Source organism: Sphingobium sp. B11D3D (assembly GCF_025961755.1).
Taxonomy (GTDB): domain Bacteria; phylum Pseudomonadota; class Alphaproteobacteria; order Sphingomonadales; family Sphingomonadaceae; genus Sphingobium.
On the sequence record NZ_JAOQOG010000001.1, the window covers coordinates 2,119,435 to 2,136,269 of the forward strand.

Below are 16,835 nucleotides of genomic sequence, written 5' to 3' on the forward strand. Positions count from 1 at the left end.
TGGTCTGGTCCCCTATCTATCCGTCAGTCGAGCCGCATGAGGCTCGCGCCGCCGGAGTCGATCTCCTTGGCGGTGTCGATCATTTTGATCTGATTTTCCCACGCGCGGCTTGCCTCGATCATCTGGACAAGCGCCGTGGTGGCATTCACGTTCGAGCCTTCGAGGGCGCCGCTGGTCACGGTCGCCATCGGGTCCTGCGGCAAGGCGCCGCCATTCACTTCGCGGAACAGCGTGTCGGTGGACTTGGCGATCGTCGACCCCTTGGCGTTCACCAGCTTGATGACATCGACCTGCTGCGGCTGATCGATCTGGCCGCCCTGCGGGACGATCCAGATGCTGCCATCCTTGGCGATGTTGACGCTATCGGCGGGTGGCAGGGTGATCGGACCGCCCTCCCCCAGCACCGGATAGCCATCGCCCGTCGTCAGCAGGCCGCTCTCGTTCAGCTTGAGATCGCCGCGCCGCGTATAGGCTTCGGACCCGTCATTGGCCTGCACCGCGATGAGCGCGTCGCCATCCACCGCGATGTCGAGCGTGTTGCCGGTCTGCACCGCCGTGCCGGCCTTCATGTCCGCCGCGATGACCTGCCCCACCTGCTCCGCGCGGCTCTGGAACGCGCCGCCGCCGACCCAGCGGGTCGAGGCGTTGGCGATCTCGGCGCGAAAGCCGCTGGTGTTGACGTTCGCGAGATTGTTCGCGACCGCCGCCTGGCGAGCCATCGTGCCGCGCATCGCGGTGCGGGCAATGGTGGTGAGACGATCCATGGTTCAGCTCCGGGTCCGGTCGATCTTCGCGATCAGGTCCGCATGTTGATGATGGTCTGGGTCATGGCGGTGGCGGTCTCGATCGCCTTGGAGTTCGCCTGGAAATTGCGCTGCGCGGAGATCAGCGCGACCAGCTCCTCGGTGATGTCCACGTTCGAGCGCTCCAGCGTGCCCGAGCGGACAGCGCCGACCATGCCGCTATTGCCGGCGCTGTAGCTCGCCTCGCCGCTGTCGCCGGAGGAAATCCAGTGCGAATCCCCCATCTGCCGCAGCTCTTCCTGTGCCGGGAACGACGCCATGGCGACGACGCCGAGGTTGCGCACCGAGCCATCGCCAAAGGTCGCGCTGACGACGCCGGTGGCCGAGATCGCGATGGCGGTGAGCGGAATGCTGGCATCGTCGGGATGGGCGCTGGGGATTTCCAGATCGGAGAGATCGCCTGCCGCCGTACTGGTCGGCGTGCCATCGCCGGTCGCGTTGGTCGGCAGCACCTGAAGGCGGGCACCGGTGGAATCGACGATGAAGCGGTTCTTGTCCATCGTGAAGGCGCCGGCGCGGGTGTAGCTGATCGTCTGGTCGGGCGAGGCGCTCTTGACGGTGAAGAAGCCTTCGCCGGTGACGGCCAGATCCAGCGTCTTGTCGGTCGTCTCCAGCGTGCCCTGCGTGAACTGCTGTTTCACGTCGACGAGACGGACGCCATTGCCGCCCGCGCCGACGCCGCCGCTCGCATAAATGTCGCCGAAGGTTGCCTTGCTCTTCTTGAAGGCGAGCGAGGAGACGTTGGCGACGTTGTTGGCGACGACACCGAGGTCGGTCTGGGCGCCCTTGAGGCCGGAAAGCGAAATGTAGAAGGACATGGTCGATGCTCCTTGTGAAGTTCAGGGATCAGCCGAGACGCAGCGCGTCTTCGGGCGAGAAATTGCCGAGGGCGGTCATGAGCTGGGCGTTGCCGCCACTCGCGGGGGACTGGACGGCTGCGATGCTGGCCCAGGTTGCGATGCCGGCCGGCGTCGCGCCGCGCACCTTGACCTGCAGCGCCTGCCCGCCAATCACATTGCCGGCGTCATCCCGGCCGTCCCAGAAGAAGGGCACATTGCCCTTGGATTGGGCGCCGAGATCGAAGCTCTGGACGACCTTGCCGCTGGCATCGACCAGATCGATCGACACGTTCGAGGCGTCGGCGCCCAGCGCGATCTCGCCGGCATAAGCGCCGGTGCGGTCGGGCGTGGCGATGTTGCTCTCGACCAGCATCGACTTGCCGATCCAGCCCGCCGCGTCGGAGAGGCGCGCGCCGGACACGGAGTCCGCGATCCGGCTGAGCAGGGATGTCGATTGCGACTGCGACGCCAGCGACGACATTTGCGCCATCTGCGTGACCATCTGATTGTTGTCCATCGGCTGGAACGGGTCCTGATGCTGCATCTGCGTGGTGAGCAGGCGCAGGAAGCCGTTCATGTCGATCGAGGCGTTGGACTTCGCGCTCGTCTCGGCAAGGTTCCGGTTGGTGAACGCCGTGTTGCTATCCACCGCCCAGGGACTGCTGGTCGTCGTCACTGCTGTCATTTGCCGAGCCTGATTGTTTCGAGGATGAGGGATTTGGCCGTCTGAAGGACCTGCACATTGTTCTGGTACATGCGCGCGCTCTCGACCATTTCGACGAGTTCGGCACTGGTATCGACACCGGCTTCCCATACATCGCCATTGGCATCGGCCAGCGGATGGCCGGGCTCGTGCCGCTTGGTCGCGGGCGTGTCCGAAGTCACGACGTTATCGACCTTGACCGTGGCGACGCCGGGCTTCTCGACCACGGTGGAGAAGACCGGGCGGATCGCGCGATAGGCCTTGTCCTCGCTGCCCGTGACCGACCCGGCATTGGCGAGGTTGGAGGCGGTGGCGTTGAGACGCACGAGCTGCGCGGACATGGCGCGCCCGGCGATGTCGAAAACGTTCATGGGCTTGTCCATGCTCATTCTCCCCGCAGCGCGCGCGTGATGGTGTTGAGACGGCCCTCGAGGAAGGAGAGCGTGGTGCGGTACTTCACCGCATTCTCCGCGAAGAGCGTCTGCTCGGTCGACATCTCGACGGTGTTGCCATCGCTGCTCGCCTGCAGCGGCACGCGATAGCCCATCGCCGTTTCCAGCGCGCCGGTCACCGAGCCCTGCTGGCTGGTGGCGCTAGCGAGCGCCTTCTCGAAATCGATGTCGCGCGCCTTGTACCCGGGGGTCGAGGCGTTCGCGATATTGGAGGCAAGCAACTCCAGCCGCTGCGAGCGCAGCGCCAGTGCCTTGCCATGGATGCCGAACAATGCGTCGTCGAACGACATTTTTTCGTGCCTTCCCTAAAAGTCCGTGAGCCGCATCCGTTCTGACCGGTTGAAACTGGTCCGGTTCCGGCACGACCCATGCCCACGGGTATGGATTGCAAATGCCGTGCCAAACCAAATTTCCGCCGGCTGAGGCCGCGCGGACATGAGGATTTCCGCGCCTTTTGCGCAGGCGGGCGGCAAGGGTGGCAATGTTTTGCCGGTTGGCGGCAGAGTTTTGCCGGTGCGCACGTGCGCCCGGCAGCATCGGGGGATGAGCGGGACCATGTCGGATGTTGTGGGGTTGGATATTCTCGGCCACGTCTTCGCGCCGCTGCCCCTGCTGATGGTGCTGGGCGGCGCGATCATGATCGCACTGGCGCAGGTCGGGTTCGGCACGGGTTTTCGCGCCCTGGCTTCCCTGCGCCCGCTGCTGACCGCGCGCCCGGATGATGAACGCGACAATGCCCGCGCCCTGCTGTTCAAGGTCGAGGCTGTCGCGCAGCTCAAGGGCCTGGCCCGCGCCGACCGGCTGGAAAGCACCCATCCCTTCGTCAGCCAGACCCTCACCACGCTTGCCAATGCCGCAGATGCCGAGCATTTCGCGCTCTGGGTCCATCAGGCGATCCATGATCGCCGTGCCCGTCACGGGCGGGTCATCGCCTTCTGGAATGCGCTGGCCGATGCCGCGCCGGCCGTCGGCATGGCAGGCACGATCGTCGGCCTGATCGGTATGTTTGCGCAGATGAGCGACCCGGCGGCCATCGGCCCCTTCATGGCGCTGGCGCTGATGACCACATTGCACGGCCTGATCCTCGCCAACGCCATCGCCGGGCCCATCGCCAACCGCCTCTCGGCGCAGTCCGAGCGAGAGATTGGCTGGCAGCAGGCCATGGCCGACCGGATGATCGCCATCGCCCGTCGGGAAGCCAATCCGTTCCAGCGTGCCAGCATTCGCGAGGTCGCCTGATGTCGGTGCAGCCGCGCCAAAACCGCGCGCGCTGGGCGCTGAGCTTCGCCGATTTGTGCCTGCTGCTGCTCGCCTTTTTCGCCCTGCTGCAGTCCAACCAGACCACGCGTGAGACGGCGCTGGCGGGGATTGGCAGCTATTTCGGCGCGTTCGAGGCGCCGCGCCAGGCCGATCTCGTCGCGCAAGAGCTGTTCGAGCCTGGCGAGGCTCTGCTCAACCCCGCCGGTCGCGCCGCCTTGCTGAAAGCCGCAGAACCCATCATGCGTGAGAACAAGATCGTGCGGATTCAGTCAATTGACCTCGACTCCGGCGATCATCGCTTCGACGCCTGGGATCTGGCGGCAGCGCGCCTCGGCGCCGTCGCCCGAACCCTGGTCGCCGCCGGAGTGCCGGAAAAGCGCCTGCGGATCGCAGGCCTCGCCGAACGCGCTGATGACAGCGCACCCGGCAAGCAGACTATCAGGATCACCGAACTGGCCGAAACCGACCGGTAACATGCGTCTGGCACGGACCTTGCTGTGTTTGTTCCGACCATGCATCGGAGCAAGTGACGTGACGATTGAACGCCTGACCTTCCCCAAGCGCGCTGCCCTCATCGTAGCCCTGCTGCTCGGCGCGATCGCGCTTACCAGCATCCACGCGCCGGCAAAGGCGCAGAGTTTCGAGAATCTGGACCGGCTGGACAGCTTGGTTGCGGCCAGCCTGGGCGCCAATCTCGGCCAGCCTGGCGGCCCACTGGCGCCCATCGATCGCCGCCTGAAGCTGGCACCCTGCCCGCAGACGCCGACGGTCGAAACCCCGCAGATGAACGCCGCGACGGTCGCCTGCCCTAGTCTGGGCTGGCGCATCCGCGTGCCGCTGCTGGTCAACCGGCAGGCCGGCAATCCTCAGCAAAACGGGCGCTTTTCCGAGGCCACAAACAGCGCGCCGGTCGTCAAGAAGGGCGATCCGGTTCAGCTGGTCGCGGGCAATGAGAGCTTCAGCATTTCCCGCATGATGGTCGCGGATGAAGACGGCGCGCCCGGTGCGCTGATCCGCGTGCGCGAAGAACCGCGCGCCACGCCTGTCATGGCCCGTGTCGAGCGGACGGGCGTTGTTCGTATTCCCGGCATTTAAACTTTCCTGAACTGATCCGTTTATAGTACGGATTGGACAGAAAGGACGTTGGAATGATCAAGTCTGTTGGCCAGGCGACGAGCGCCGCAGTAGAGGCAGCCAAGCTGCGCGACGCTGCACAAGCCCGCTCCGCTGCGCCAGTCAGCGCCGAGCCTGCGCCTGCGAAAGCGGCGGAAACGGCAGCCACCCCCGCCGCGCGCATGGCCGCGCAGGGCGCCCCGGTGGACATGGACCGGATCAACCGCGTCAAGCAGGCCATTGCTTCGGGCCAATATCCGGTCGATGCCGACAAGATCGCCGATCGCATGATCGACCTCGATCTTCCTCATCTGCGCGCCTGAACGTGCCCCAAATGAACCTGTCCATCATCGAGAATTTCGCGGCCGCGACCGGTTCGCTCCGGGTCGCCATGCAAAGTGCCGACCCGCAGGCCATCGAAACGGCAATGGACCTGTTCCGCATCTCGCTCGATGCGATCAAATCCATCGAGACCTGGGAGCGTGATCCTGCGATCAAGGCGCGGTTTAGCGACCTGATCGAGGAGCTGGATTCCTCGCGGATGCTCGCCTGCCTGCTCGGCGATATGACCACGCAGATGCACGGCGCGATCGCCGATCGCGATCTGGACGTGCCGCAGCCGCTGTACCAGCGCGCCGGCTGAGCTTCGGCTCGACCCGGATATCCCGACTTTCACGCTAAGCCCGCTGCGCCCTGTGGGCGTGTCGCCGCGCGTCTGATCGCCCCAAAAATCCCGATCCGCCGTTAACCAATTCTGGCACGCATCTTGCTTTTTGATCCTCGGTACCAACGGGAGATCATTAGTCGCCATGTCCGTGAATGGACTGACCACCAACTCGGCCCAGAGCAGCAATGCCGCCAGGGTGACGCAGGCCATTGCCAAGGCCAGCAGTCGCACCGGTGTGGATTTCAATTATCTGATGAGCCAGGCGCATGTGGAAAGCGCGCTGAACCCGACGGCGCGCGCGCGCACCTCCAGTGCGACCGGCCTCTACCAGTTTATCGACCAGAGCTGGCTTTCCATCGTCAACGACCATGGCGCGAAATATGGCATGGACTGGGCGTCCAACGCCATCGAGCGCACGGCGACCGGGCGGTACGTGGTTTCGGACCCGACGCTGCGACAGCAAATCCTCGACCTGCGCAATCATCCCGAGACGGCCTCGATCATGGCGGCCGAGCTGGCCACCGACAATCGCGCCTATCTTGAAGAGCGGATCGGCCGACCGGCCGAGGCGGTCGATCTCTACCTCGCCCATTTCCTCGGTGCAGGCGGCGCCGCGAAATTCCTCACGACCATGGCGCAGGCACCCGATGCGTCCGGAGCGGCTCTGTTTCCCGCCGCTGCTCGGGCCAATGCCTCGGTTTTCTTCGACCGGCAGGGCAATGCCCGCAGCCTGACGGACATCCGCGCGAGCTTCGCGCAGAAGCTGGCGGCGGGCGGTCAGGCCGCCGGCAGTGTGGCGAGCGATATGGCGATGGACGGCGCGCAGACCGTGATGCCCGCCGACTATGTCCGCATCGCGCAGGAGCGGCTGACGATGAACCAGACATTGAGCGAAAAGCAGCCCTATCCCGAATTCGCGCCGCGCGCTGAAACTGCGCGGCTTGCCTACCTCATGCTCGCCACCCTCGGAAGGTAATCGCCAGCCATGACGCGCAACGACATCAACGGCAGCATCTGGAAGAACTCGGCGCGCGGGGCAGCCCTGCCCTTCGCCATCCTGCTGCTCGTCATGTTCATGGTGGTGCCGGTGCCGGTGCTCCTGCTGGATATCGGCTTCGTCGGCAACATCATGATCAGCCTTGCGGTGCTGATGATCGCGCTGAACGCCGCCAAACCGCTCGATTTCTCCAGCTTTCCGACCGTGTTGCTGCTCGCCACGCTGCTTCGCCTGGCGCTCAACGTCGCCTCGACGCGCATTGTGCTGGTTAACGGTCACAACGGATCGGATGCGGCCGGCCATGTGATCGAGGCATTCGGCAATTTCATGATCGGCGGCGATTATGTCGTCGGCATCTTCGTGTTCGCGATCCTGATGATCATCAACCTTGTGGTGATCACCAAGGGCGCGGGCCGCGTGTCGGAAGTGTCTGCCCGCTTCACCCTCGATGCCCTGCCCGGCAAGCAGATGGCCATCGATGCCGATCTCAACGCCGGCCTGCTGACCGCCGAGCAGGCCAAGGTCCGCCGGCAGGAAGTCGCGACCGAAGCTGACTTTTACGGCTCGATGGACGGTGCCTCCAAGTTCGTGAAGGGCGACGCCGTCGCCGGTGTGCTGATCCTCGTCATCAATATCCTAGGCGGCATCACCCTGGGTCTGGTCAGCCATGATCTCTCCATCGGGCAAGCCGCGCAGACCTACATCCTGCTGGCCATCGGCGACGCGCTCGTGGCGCAGGTGCCGGCGCTGCTGCTCTCCATTGCCGCAGCCGCGATCGTGACCCGTGTCACGTCCGAGCATGACCTCTCCGGCCAGATCTCCAGCCAGTTCGGCCACAGCCGCGCCTGGGTTCCGGTTGCCGGCATTCTCACCGTGCTCGGCATCGTACCGGGCATGCCGCACCTCATCATCCTTCCTGCTGCCGGCCTCGCCTGGTTCATCGCGTGGAAGCTGCGCAAGGCCGCCAAGGCCCGCAGCGAGGCGCCGGCGGAACCGGCGGTGGTCGAAAATCCTGCCCACATCGAGTGGAGCGACGTTTCCGACGGCGCCGCGCTCGGCCTGGAGATCGGCTATGGCCTCATCAGCCTTGTCGATGAGCGCAAGGAGGCGCCGCTGATCGGCCGGATCACCGGCATTCGCCGCCAGCTCTCGCGCGAACTGGGCTTTGTGGTGCCGATGATCCGGGTGAAGGACAATCTCGCGCTCGGCCCGAACCAATATCGCATCACCATCGCCGGCGTCGTGGTTGGCGAGGATGAGATCTTCCCGGACAGCCTGCTGGCGCTCGATAGCGGCGACATCACCCAGCGGATCGAGGGTCGCGCTGCGCAGGACCCGACGTTCGGGCTCGACGCGGTGTGGATTCCGATGGAGCGGCGCAGCGAAGCGGTCGTCTCCGGCTATACCGTCGTCGACCCCTCGACGGTGATCGCGACGCATATCAATCATCTCATCCTGCAGAACGCCGCTGAGCTGTTCGGCATGGACGAGGCCAAGAAGCTGCTCGACACGCTGCGCGAAGTCACGCCGCAACTTGTCGATGGCCTGACGCCCAATCCGCTGAGCCTCGCGCAGATCGCCGCGCTGTGCCGCGGGCTGCTCATCGAGGGCATTCCGCTCAAGGACTTTCGCCGTATCGCCGAAGCCATGGTGATCGTTGCGCGCGGGGACATGTCTACCGACGCGCTCATCGAGGCAGTGCGCCAGCGGATCGGCTCGCTCATCATCCAGAGCATCGTGCCGGTGAAGGCGCCGCTGCCAGTGCTCACGCTCGATGGCGAGCTGGAAAGCCTCCTCGCCCAGGCCATGCGCGTCGGCGCGGATGCCCATCATCCCATCGAGCCGGCGCTGGCCCAACGCCTCATCGAACAGGTCAGCGAGGCGGCCCGTCCGCTGATGGCACAGGCCCGCAGCTTTGCGATCGTGACCTCGCCGGTGGCGCGCCGCGCCCTATCCCGCCTGTTCCGCCCGCATCTGCCCGACGTTCCGGTGCTCTCATTCCTGGAAATCCCGGATGGCAAGGCTGTGGAAGTCGTCGCAGTGGTCGGAAACGAGACACGCATCCATCAGGTCGAGCGGCTGCAGGCGGCATGACGATATTGCGCAGCATAATCCGCACACGCCTCCGCCCTGCTCGGAAATTCCCGGTTAAACCTTTCAGCGTAGATGAGACCCATGCACAGCGCACAGCTTGAGGTTGCAGCCCTGACTTACGGTCGCCGGCCCGGTGTCTCACCGGATCAGCTGGCGCAGCAATATATGCCGCTGGTGCGCAAGATCGCCTGGCATGTCCATGGCCGCGTCTCCAGCGCCATCGAGATCGAGGATCTGCTGCAGATCGGCATGGTCGCGCTGGTCGAGGCGGCCAACAGCTTCGAGGATCGCGGCTTCGGCTTTGCGACCTATGCGCAGATGCGCGTGCGCGGCGCGATGATCGACCATCTGCGCCGCCATGCGACCCTGTGTCGCTCGGCGATGGCGCGCCGCAAGACCATTCAGGATGCCCGTCGCGCGCTGGAGCAACGTTTCGGTCGTCCGCCCGCGGATAGCGAAGTGGCCGCGCATCTGGGTCTTGATGCCGCTGGCTGGCGCGAGCTTGCCGACGGGACGGATATGGCCCAACACCAGAGCATGGACGAGGTCTATTCGGACCAGTCGATGTGGTTCGCCGATGCAACCGAGGGCGCCGAGGAAGTGCTGGAGCGGGAATCCCTCAAGCGCGCGGTTTCCGCCTGCATCAAGGAACTGCCCGAGCGCGAGGCGATGGTTCTGCAGCTCTACTTCGTCGAGGAAATGAACCTTGAGGAAATCGGACTGACGCTCGACATCGGTGCGGCCCGGGTGTGCCAAATCAAGAAATCTGCGCTCGACAAGCTGCGGGGACGCCTCAGCGCCTTCCTCTGATCGGAACCGCGCTGCGGGATGATCGTTTCTCCGCCATCAATCAGGTGGAGGATGACATGGCCGAAGAACCCAAAACGGTAATCGTCGAGCGCTCGAGCGGCGGCAGCGCAACCGCGATCATTGCGATCGTGGCACTGCTGATCCTCGCGGTGGGCGGTTACTTCCTGCTGCAGAGCCAGGATAACAAGAACGACGCCGTGTCCACGGCGGCGCAGCAAGTCGGCGATGCAGCGCAGGATGTGGGCGATGCGGCCCAAGGTGCTGTCGATAAGAAGTGAGCGTTTGCGGACAGTGCGCCGCCTCAATTCAAACGTCGTTGAAATCGAGCAGATTTAGCCCCTCCTCTTCAGAGGAGGGGTTGGGTTGGGGTGGTGTCGCGCCCGCGCGGCCACTCTCTAAGTTTGCGATGCTGGCGCATCGCCACCACCCCCAGCCCCTCCTCTGAGGCGAGCATGTTTGTGGGTTTCACCCGCGCAGCCTAGGCGAACCGCTGCGGTTGCGCTAAAGCGTGGCCATGTCCGCCACTTACACCCTCGATACGGCGACCAGCCGGGCGAACCCCACGCCGGCGCCGATGCGTCGGCTGACCATTCCCGCCATCCGCGCGCGCAAGGTCGATGGGGTGACCGACTCGCCAATCGTGATGCTGACCGCCTACACGGCACGGCAGGCGCAGTTGCTCGACCCCCATTGCGACCTGCTGCTGGTGGGCGACTCGCTCGGGCAGGTGATCTACGGCCTGCCGTCCTCCGTGCCCGTCACGCTCGAGATGATGGCCGCCCATGGCGCTGCGGTCGTGCGCGGCAGCTATCACAGCGCCGTCATCATCGACATGCCGTTCGGGAGCTATGAGGCTTCGCCGGAGCAAGCCTTCGCAAGCGCCGCCCGCCTGATGAAGGGAACCGGCGCTGCCGGCGTGAAGCTGGAAGGCGGCGAGGCCATGGCACCGACCATCGCCTTTCTGAGCGAGCGGGGCATCCCGGTCTGCGCCCATGTCGGCCTTACGCCGCAGGCGGTGAACGCGCTCGGCGGCTATGGGCCGCGCGGCCGCGATGCTGCCGAAGCCGCCAAAATCCGCAACGATGCCCGCGCCGTCGCCGCCGCCGGCTGCTTTGCGATGGTGATCGAGGGCGTGATCGAGGAACTGGCTATCGAGATCACGGGAGACGTGCCCTGCCCCACCATCGGCATCGGCGCCTCGGCAGCCTGCGACGGGCAAGTGCTGGTGACTGAAGACCTCCTCGGCATGTTCGAGCGCACGCCGCGCTTCGTGAAGCGCTATGCCGATCTTGCCGGGACGATCAGCGATGCGGCGGCCCGATATGCGCAGGAGGTGCGCGCACGCAGCTTCCCCGGCGAGGCCCAGCTTTATGGCGCCAAAAAGTGATTTGCGCGGAGTTCATCCGCCGCTAAGGTCCGCGGCCACAAAATCCCTTCATGCGCCCCTGCGCTTTTTCAGCCGACTGGAGATAGAGACTTGGCCCTGACGCCACATCAGAACGAGGCCCTGCTCCGCGAGATCGACGATGCCGTGCGGCAGGACGATCTGCTGTCCTTCTGGAAGAATTACGGCCGTCTGGTCATCGCTGTCGTCGTGCTCGGCCTCGCTGCCTTTGGCGGCTGGCTCTACTGGCAGCACCACCAGACCCAGAAGGCCGAGGCCAATGGCGAGCAGTTCGCCCGGCTGATGAGCGCAGCCCAGCGGGCCACGCTGGACGATGGGGTGTACAAGCAGATCATGGCCGAAGGTGGCCCGGGCTATCGGGCGCAGGCGGAAATGCTCAGGGCCGCACTGGCAGGCGGACGCAATGACGCCAAGACCGCGCTTGCCGCCTATGACGCCATTCTGGCCGACGCGCAGGCGCCCGCCGCGACCAAGGACGCCGCGCTGATGCGCCGCACCGCCCTCGCCTTCGACAGCATGAAGCCGCAGGACGTGATCGCCGCGCTCAAGCCCCTGGCGATGCCGGGCAATAGCTGGTTCGGCAGCGCCGGCGAACTCACTGCCATCGCTCACCTCAAAGCTGGCCAGCGCGATCAGGCCGGCAAGATCTTCAAAGAGATGGCTAACGATCCGCTGGTGCCTGAATCCATCAAGCTGCGCGCCGGACAAATGGCCAGCATGCTTGGATCGGCGACGACGCCCAAGCAAGCCGGGCCGACCGCTGACACGCCTGCCTCCTGATTCCATTGAAAGAGAAACCCACGAGGATGCGTAATCCCACATCATATCGCGCCGCCTGGATCGGCATTCCTGCGGCCCTTCTGCTCCTGACCGGATGCGGCGGGAAGAGCGGCCCCAAGACCCCCGTGCATGGCGACCGCACCTCCATTCTGGGCAGCAACAATGTGCTGGCCGTGGACGACGCCGTGGCATCGCAGGTGGTGACGCTGCCGCCGCCGGTCGTGAACCCGGCTTGGGCGCAATCCGGTGGCAATGCCGCCAAGGCCATCGGCCATGTCGCGCTCGGCGACAATATCCAGCAGGTTTGGTCGGCGTCGGTGACCGGCGGCGGCTCGCGCAGCCGGTTGGCCGCAGCGCCGGTCGTCGCAGGCGGCAAGCTGTTCGTGATCGACACCGATGCGACCGTCTCCGCCTTCGACGCCAAGACCGGCGCGCGGCTCTGGTCGAAGAGCATTCGCTCGCCCAACCAGCCTTCGCAGGTGCAGTTCGGTGGCGGCGTCAGTGTCGAGGGCGACCGTTTGTTCGCCACGTCCGGCGCCGGGTCTGTCGCGGCGCTGAACGTTGCGGACGGGGCCGAGATCTGGAAGGTGCAGCCAGGCGGCCCGCTGCGCGGTGCGCCCACGCTCTCCAACGGCAATGCCTATGTGATGAGCCAGGACAACCAGCTCTTCGCGCTCTCGCAGGCAGACGGTGCGGTCGTGTGGACGGACAGCGGCACGCTGGAAGCGACGGGCGTGTTCGGCGTCGGCGCTCCGGCGGCGGCGCAGGGTTCGGTGATCGCCGGCTATAGCTCGGGCGAACTGACGGCCTATCGCTACGAGAATGGCCGCGCTTTGTGGGGCGATGCGCTCAGCCGCACCAGCATCTCCACCTCAGTCGCCATGCTGACCGATATCGACGCCGATCCGGTGGTCGACCGGGGCCAGGTGTTCGCCATCGGCGAAGGCGGCCGCATGGCAGCTTATGAGCTGGTGAGCGGGCAGCGCCTGTGGGAGCTGAACATCGGCGGCATCGCCACCCCGCTGGTGGTGAGCGACTGGGTGTTCGTGGTGACCGACAAGTCCCAGCTGCTCGCCATCACCCGCGCCACCGGCAAGATCCGGTGGATCAGCGATCTGCCGGCCTGGCGCAAGCCGAAGAAGAAGACCGGCCCAATCCGTTGGCGCGGCCCGATCCTCGCGGGCGGCAAGCTCATCCTCGTCTCCACCGAAGGTGCGATGGCGTTCGTCGATCCGACGAGCGGCAAGGTGCTGCAGGAGCGCGACCTCAAGCAGGGCCTCACCCTGCCGCCCATCGTCGCGGACAACATGCTTTACGTGCTGACGGACGAGGGACGCATCCTCGCGTTTCGCTGATGGCAAAAAGGCAACGCCCAGACCGCGACACGCCGCCCGGAAGCCTTCCGGTCGTCGCCATCGTCGGCCGCCCGAATGTGGGCAAGTCCACGCTGTTCAACCGGCTGGTGGGCAAGAAGCTCGCGCTTGTCGATGACCAGCCCGGCGTCACGCGCGACCGGCGCGAGGGCGATGCCGAACTGCTTGGCCTCAAGTTCCGCATCGTGGATACCGCCGGTTTCGAGGAAGACGACGCGCAGACCCTGCCGGGCCGAATGCGCGCGCAGACCGAAATGGCGGTTCAGGGTGCCTCGGTCGCCTTGTTCATGATCGACGCGCGCGCGGGCATCACGCCGCTCGACGAGCATATCGCCCGCTGGCTGCGCGCCGGGAACACGCCGGTGGTGCTGCTCGCCAACAAGGCCGAGGGCCGCGCTGCCGACCCCGGCATCATGGAGGCTTTTTCGCTCGGCTTTGATGAGCCGGTGGCCTTTTCCGCCGAGCATGGCCAGGGCCTTGCCGACCTGTTCCAGGCGATCCGCCCGCATGTCGAGGCGGACGAGCCGGACCTACCCGTCGAGGGCGACGACGATGATGGGGGGGACGAGGACGAGCTGGACGACAGCGCGCCGCTCAAGCTCGCCATCGTGGGGCGGCCCAATGCCGGCAAGTCCACGATCATCAATCGAATATTGGGCGAAGAGCGGTTGATCACCGGGCCGGAAGCCGGCATCACGCGCGACAGCATCGCCGTGGACTGGACCTGGCACGCGCCCGACGGCGTGGCGCGCGCGGTGCGGCTGATCGACACCGCCGGCATGCGCAAGCGCGCAAAAGTGCAGGAGAAGCTGGAGAAGCTCTCTGTCGCCGATGCGCTTCATGCCGTGGATTTCGCGGAAGTCGTGGTGCTGATGCTCGACGCCACGCTTGGGCTTGAGGCGCAGGATCTGCGCATTGCCGATAAGGTGCTGAGCGAGGGCCGTGCGCTCGTGATCGCGCTCAACAAGTGGGACGTGGCCGAGAATGGCTCGTCGCTGTATCAGGGCGTCCGCAAGGCGCTGGAAGACGGGCTTGCGCAGGTGCGCGGCGTGCCGCTGCTCACTGTATCCGGCGCCACCGGCAAGGGCATTGACGATCTGCTGCAAGCGGCATTCGATACCCGCCGCCGCTGGTCGCAGCGCGTGCCGACGAGCCTGCTTAACCGCTGGTTCGATGAGGCGCTGGAAGCCAATCCGCCGCCGGCACCGGGCGGCAAGCGGATCAAGATGCGCTACATCACCCAGGCGCGCAGCCGGCCACCAACGTTCGTGGTGTTCGGGTCGCGTCTTGATGAGGTGCCGGAGAGCTACAGCCGCTATCTCGTGAATGGCATCCGCAAGGCGCTCGACTTTTCGGGCGTGCCAATCCGGCTAAACCTGCGTAGCGCACGGAACCCATTTGACAAAAAGAAGTGATCCGGCGCGCATCGACGCCCGGGGGCTGAAATGCCCGTGGCCCGTCCTGCGCGCCGCTCGCGCGATGCGCGACCATGATTCCGTATTGCTGCTGGCCGATGATCCGGTGGCGAAAATTGACGTACCGGCCTTGGCGCAATCCAATGGCTGGACGATTGGCGTTCACGAGGCCGAGAGCCATGTGGAGTATGCGCTGAGCCGCGAGGGCGCAGAGGAAACATAAGCGAATGAGATGCGGCCGTTTTGCGGCTTTTCGTTGGCAGGAACCACCTGTTCTGCCGCACTGACAGATGATGAACGGTCGGCAGGGCCATTCTGCCCTTCCCCCTCACCCCTCCCCACCCTATAGCCGCCCGATGCTTGCCGATCCCGCCGCCCTGCTCCGAAGCGTCTTTGGCTTCGAGGCCTTTCGGGGCGTGCAGGCGCAAGTGGTGGACCGGGTGCTGGCGGGCCGACCGACGCTCGCGATCATGCCCACCGGCGCGGGGAAATCGCTCTGCTACCAATTGCCTGCGCTCGCCTTGCCCGGCTGCTGCGTTGTGGTCTCGCCGCTGATCGCGCTGATGCACGACCAGTTGCGTGCGGCGCGAGCGCTCGGCATTCGCGCGGCGAGCCTCACGTCGGTGGATGCCGACTGGCGCGAGACGCAGGACAGGCTGGTCGCTGGCGAGCTGGACCTGCTCTATGTGGCGCCGGAGCGCGCCTCGGGCGACGGATTCCGCGCGCTGCTGGAGCGGTCTCGCCTCAGCCTCTTCGCGATCGATGAGGCACATTGCGTCTCGGAATGGGGCCATGATTTTCGCCCCGACTACCGCCTGCTGCGTCCGCTGCTCGACGCCTTCCCCGATGTCCCCCGGCTCGCGCTCACCGCCACAGCGGATGCCCATACCCGCGAGGATATTCTCACCCAGCTCGGCATTCCAGCCGATGGGCTGATTATCTCCGGCTTCGACCGGCCCAATATCCGTTACCTCGTGCAGCCGCGCGATGGCCTGCGTCGTCAGCTCACCGATATTCTGGCGGCCAATCCCGGCCCCGGCATTATCTATGCACCAACCCGCGCCTCGACCGAGCAGCTTGCCGAGGCGCTCGGTGCCAAGGGGCGCCCGGTGCTGGCTTATCATGCGGGACTGCCCGGCGAGTTGCGCGCCGCCAATCAGGCCGCGTTCCTCGCCAGCGAAGAGATGGTGATGGTCGCCACTGTGGCCTTCGGCATGGGCATCGACAAGCCGGACGTGCGCTTCGTCGTCCATGCCGGCCTGCCCAAGTCCATCGAGAGCTACTATCAGGAGAGCGGACGTGCCGGCCGCGATGGCGATCCGGCGACGGCGACGCTGCTGTGGGGCGCAGAGGATTTCATGCGCGCACGCCAGCGGATCAGCGAGGTGGAGCCGGAACGTCAGGCCGGCGAGCGCACGCGGATCGCTGCGTTGGGCGCGCTGGTCGAGACGGCACGTTGCCGCCGCGCGGTGTTGCTACGCCATTTCGGCGAGAACCCGCCACCCACCTGCGGCAATTGCGACAATTGCCTCTCGCCGCCCGCCAGCATCGATGCGACGCTAACGGCGCAGAAGCTACTCTCGGCCGTCCACCGCACCGGCCAGAGCTTTGGCCTCGGTCACCTCGAAGCCGTGCTGACCGGGCGGGGTAATGACCGGATTTCCCAGCGCGGGCATGATCGCCTGTCCGTCTTCGGCATTATCGAGGGCGACGAGGCCGCGCTCATCAAGCCGGTCGCCCGCGCCCTGCAGGTGCATGATGCGCTGACCACCACCGACCATGGCGGGCTGGCGCTCGGCCCAGCGGCGCGCGGCTATCTCAAGGGCGAGAAGCGCGTCGAGCTGGTGATCCAGCCGAAGAAGGAACGCCGGCGTGGCCGCGACAAGGGGGAGAACCCCGTCAACGACCCGGTTTTCGAGGCCCTACGCGAGTGCCGCCGCACGCTGGCGCAGGAGGCCGGGGTGCCGCCTTATGTCATCTTCCATGACAGCACCTTGCGCGACATGGCCGCGATCCGCCCCAAGTCGCTGCGGGACATGGCGCTGGTCAGCGGTGTCGGCGAGCGCAAGCTGGAGGCCTATGGCGAGGCCTTCCTCGCCGCCCTTCGCCGCTTCGGCTAATTCA

The 16,835-nt window shown here is 65.8% G+C and carries 20 protein-coding genes; 15 read left to right on the forward strand and 5 right to left on the reverse strand.

Annotation, left to right across the window (positions count from 1 at the left end):
- Positions 1–23 precede the first annotated feature (23 nt).
- Genes M2334_RS09975 through flgB form a run of 5 tightly spaced genes read right to left on the reverse strand, consistent with a single transcriptional unit; the run spans position 24 to position 3,087 of the window.
- A complete protein-coding gene (locus tag M2334_RS09975; protein WP_264594660.1) occupies positions 24–764 on the reverse strand; it encodes a flagellar basal body rod protein FlgF in 741 nt (246 codons plus the stop codon).
- A 32-nt stretch (positions 765–796) separates the two neighbouring features.
- Positions 797–1,621 carry a flagellar hook-basal body complex protein gene (locus tag M2334_RS09980; RefSeq protein WP_181559404.1) on the reverse strand — a complete coding sequence of 275 codons (825 nt, stop codon included), beginning with the start codon at positions 1,619–1,621 and terminating at the stop codon, positions 797–799.
- A gap of 28 nt (positions 1,622–1,649) precedes the next feature.
- Complete coding sequence (locus M2334_RS09985; RefSeq protein WP_264605328.1) at positions 1,650–2,327, reverse strand: flagellar hook assembly protein FlgD; 678 nt, start codon at positions 2,325–2,327, stop codon at positions 1,650–1,652.
- Complete coding sequence (gene flgC, locus M2334_RS09990) at positions 2,324–2,716, reverse strand: flagellar basal body rod protein FlgC (protein ID WP_264570078.1); 393 nt, start codon at positions 2,714–2,716, stop codon at positions 2,324–2,326. The genes M2334_RS09985 and flgC overlap by 4 nt, the downstream gene beginning before the upstream one ends.
- A gap of 14 nt (positions 2,717–2,730) precedes the next feature.
- A complete protein-coding gene (gene flgB, locus M2334_RS09995; RefSeq protein ID WP_264572610.1) occupies positions 2,731–3,087 on the reverse strand; it encodes a flagellar basal body rod protein FlgB in 357 nt (118 codons plus the stop codon).
- A gap of 253 nt (positions 3,088–3,340) precedes the next feature.
- Between flgB and M2334_RS10000 the strand changes: the two genes are divergently transcribed.
- The 15 genes from M2334_RS10000 to recQ all read left to right on the forward strand — a co-directional run bounded on the left by M2334_RS10000 (position 3,341) and on the right by recQ (position 16,831).
- Complete coding sequence (locus tag M2334_RS10000) at positions 3,341–4,036, forward strand: motility protein A (protein ID WP_264605329.1); 696 nt, start codon at positions 3,341–3,343, stop codon at positions 4,034–4,036.
- Entirely contained in the window at positions 4,036–4,530 is a 495-nt protein-coding gene (locus M2334_RS10005) for a flagellar motor protein MotB (RefSeq protein WP_264578695.1), read from the forward strand. The genes M2334_RS10000 and M2334_RS10005 overlap by 1 nt, the downstream gene beginning before the upstream one ends.
- A 58-nt stretch (positions 4,531–4,588) precedes the next feature.
- Positions 4,589–5,152 carry a flagella basal body P-ring formation protein FlgA gene (locus M2334_RS10010; RefSeq protein ID WP_413715126.1) on the forward strand — a complete coding sequence of 188 codons (564 nt, stop codon included), beginning with the start codon at positions 4,589–4,591 and terminating at the stop codon, positions 5,150–5,152.
- 53 nt (positions 5,153–5,205) lie between these two features.
- Positions 5,206–5,493, forward strand: coding sequence for a flagellar biosynthesis anti-sigma factor FlgM (gene flgM / locus M2334_RS10015; RefSeq protein ID WP_264578694.1), 288 nt, complete (start codon positions 5,206–5,208; stop codon positions 5,491–5,493).
- An 11-nt stretch (positions 5,494–5,504) separates the two neighbouring features.
- Positions 5,505–5,813, forward strand: coding sequence for a hypothetical protein (locus tag M2334_RS10020; protein ID WP_181559394.1), 309 nt, complete (start codon positions 5,505–5,507; stop codon positions 5,811–5,813).
- Between the two features lie 166 nt (positions 5,814–5,979).
- Positions 5,980–6,813 (forward strand): transglycosylase SLT domain-containing protein, encoded by an 834-nt coding sequence (locus M2334_RS10025; RefSeq protein WP_264605330.1) that lies wholly within the window; start codon positions 5,980–5,982, stop codon positions 6,811–6,813.
- A gap of 9 nt (positions 6,814–6,822) precedes the next feature.
- The gene (flhA, locus tag M2334_RS10030) at positions 6,823–8,928 is read left to right on the forward strand and encodes a flagellar biosynthesis protein FlhA (RefSeq protein WP_264584857.1); all 2,106 of its coding nucleotides are present in this window, start codon (positions 6,823–6,825) and stop codon (positions 8,926–8,928) included.
- A gap of 81 nt (positions 8,929–9,009) precedes the next feature.
- Positions 9,010–9,738 (forward strand): FliA/WhiG family RNA polymerase sigma factor, encoded by a 729-nt coding sequence (locus M2334_RS10035; RefSeq protein WP_264572606.1) that lies wholly within the window; start codon positions 9,010–9,012, stop codon positions 9,736–9,738.
- Between the two features lie 56 nt (positions 9,739–9,794).
- Entirely contained in the window at positions 9,795–10,016 is a 222-nt protein-coding gene (locus tag M2334_RS10040) for a hypothetical protein (protein ID WP_264572605.1), read from the forward strand.
- 236 nt (positions 10,017–10,252) lie between these two features.
- Positions 10,253–11,125, forward strand: a complete 873-nt coding sequence (panB, locus tag M2334_RS10045) for a 3-methyl-2-oxobutanoate hydroxymethyltransferase (RefSeq protein ID WP_264575997.1) — start codon at positions 10,253–10,255, stop codon at positions 11,123–11,125.
- Positions 11,126–11,215: 90 nt separating this feature from the next.
- Entirely contained in the window at positions 11,216–11,923 is a 708-nt protein-coding gene (locus tag M2334_RS10050; RefSeq protein WP_264594663.1) for a tetratricopeptide repeat protein, read from the forward strand.
- A gap of 26 nt (positions 11,924–11,949) precedes the next feature.
- Positions 11,950–13,278: a PQQ-binding-like beta-propeller repeat protein gene (locus M2334_RS10055; protein WP_181559386.1), complete on the forward strand. Its 1,329-nt coding sequence runs from the start codon at positions 11,950–11,952 to the stop codon at positions 13,276–13,278.
- Entirely contained in the window at positions 13,278–14,711 is a 1,434-nt protein-coding gene (gene der, locus M2334_RS10060) for a ribosome biogenesis GTPase Der (protein WP_264594665.1), read from the forward strand. Before M2334_RS10055 ends, der begins: the two co-directional genes overlap by 1 nt.
- Complete coding sequence (locus M2334_RS10065) at positions 14,695–14,934, forward strand: sulfurtransferase TusA family protein (RefSeq protein ID WP_264570065.1); 240 nt, start codon at positions 14,695–14,697, stop codon at positions 14,932–14,934. The genes der and M2334_RS10065 overlap by 17 nt, the downstream gene beginning before the upstream one ends.
- Positions 14,935–15,067: 133 nt before the next feature.
- Positions 15,068–16,831 carry a DNA helicase RecQ gene (gene recQ, locus M2334_RS10070; protein ID WP_264605331.1) on the forward strand — a complete coding sequence of 588 codons (1,764 nt, stop codon included), beginning with the start codon at positions 15,068–15,070 and terminating at the stop codon, positions 16,829–16,831.
- Positions 16,832–16,835 lie beyond the last annotated feature (4 nt).

Excerpts from the sequence above, each read along its gene's own strand:
- M2334_RS10000 (WP_264605329.1), top strand. The coding sequence starts at position 3,341 with ATGAGCGGGACCATGTCGGATGTTGTGGGGTTGGATATTCTCGGCCAC.
- M2334_RS10055 (WP_181559386.1), top strand. The coding sequence starts at position 11,950 with ATGCGTAATCCCACATCATATCGCGCCGCCTGGATCGGCATTCCTGCG.
- M2334_RS09980 (WP_181559404.1), bottom strand. The coding sequence starts at position 1,621 with ATGTCCTTCTACATTTCGCTTTCCGGCCTCAAGGGCGCCCAGACCGAC.
- M2334_RS09985 (WP_264605328.1), bottom strand. The coding sequence starts at position 2,327 with ATGACAGCAGTGACGACGACCAGCAGTCCCTGGGCGGTGGATAGCAAC.
- panB (WP_264575997.1), top strand. The coding sequence starts at position 10,253 with ATGTCCGCCACTTACACCCTCGATACGGCGACCAGCCGGGCGAACCCC.
- recQ (WP_264605331.1), top strand. The coding sequence starts at position 15,068 with ATGCTTGCCGATCCCGCCGCCCTGCTCCGAAGCGTCTTTGGCTTCGAG.
- M2334_RS10025 (WP_264605330.1), top strand. The coding sequence starts at position 5,980 with ATGTCCGTGAATGGACTGACCACCAACTCGGCCCAGAGCAGCAATGCC.
- flgC (WP_264570078.1), bottom strand. The coding sequence starts at position 2,716 with ATGAACGTTTTCGACATCGCCGGGCGCGCCATGTCCGCGCAGCTCGTG.
- M2334_RS10005 (WP_264578695.1), top strand. The coding sequence starts at position 4,036 with ATGTCGGTGCAGCCGCGCCAAAACCGCGCGCGCTGGGCGCTGAGCTTC.
- M2334_RS10020 (WP_181559394.1), top strand. The coding sequence starts at position 5,505 with ATGAACCTGTCCATCATCGAGAATTTCGCGGCCGCGACCGGTTCGCTC.
- flgB (WP_264572610.1), bottom strand. The coding sequence starts at position 3,087 with ATGTCGTTCGACGACGCATTGTTCGGCATCCATGGCAAGGCACTGGCG.
- M2334_RS10040 (WP_264572605.1), top strand. The coding sequence starts at position 9,795 with ATGGCCGAAGAACCCAAAACGGTAATCGTCGAGCGCTCGAGCGGCGGC.
- M2334_RS09975 (WP_264594660.1), bottom strand. The coding sequence starts at position 764 with ATGGATCGTCTCACCACCATTGCCCGCACCGCGATGCGCGGCACGATG.
- flhA (WP_264584857.1), top strand. The coding sequence starts at position 6,823 with ATGACGCGCAACGACATCAACGGCAGCATCTGGAAGAACTCGGCGCGC.
- der (WP_264594665.1), top strand. The coding sequence starts at position 13,278 with ATGGCAAAAAGGCAACGCCCAGACCGCGACACGCCGCCCGGAAGCCTT.
- flgM (WP_264578694.1), top strand. The coding sequence starts at position 5,206 with ATGATCAAGTCTGTTGGCCAGGCGACGAGCGCCGCAGTAGAGGCAGCC.
- M2334_RS10035 (WP_264572606.1), top strand. The coding sequence starts at position 9,010 with ATGCACAGCGCACAGCTTGAGGTTGCAGCCCTGACTTACGGTCGCCGG.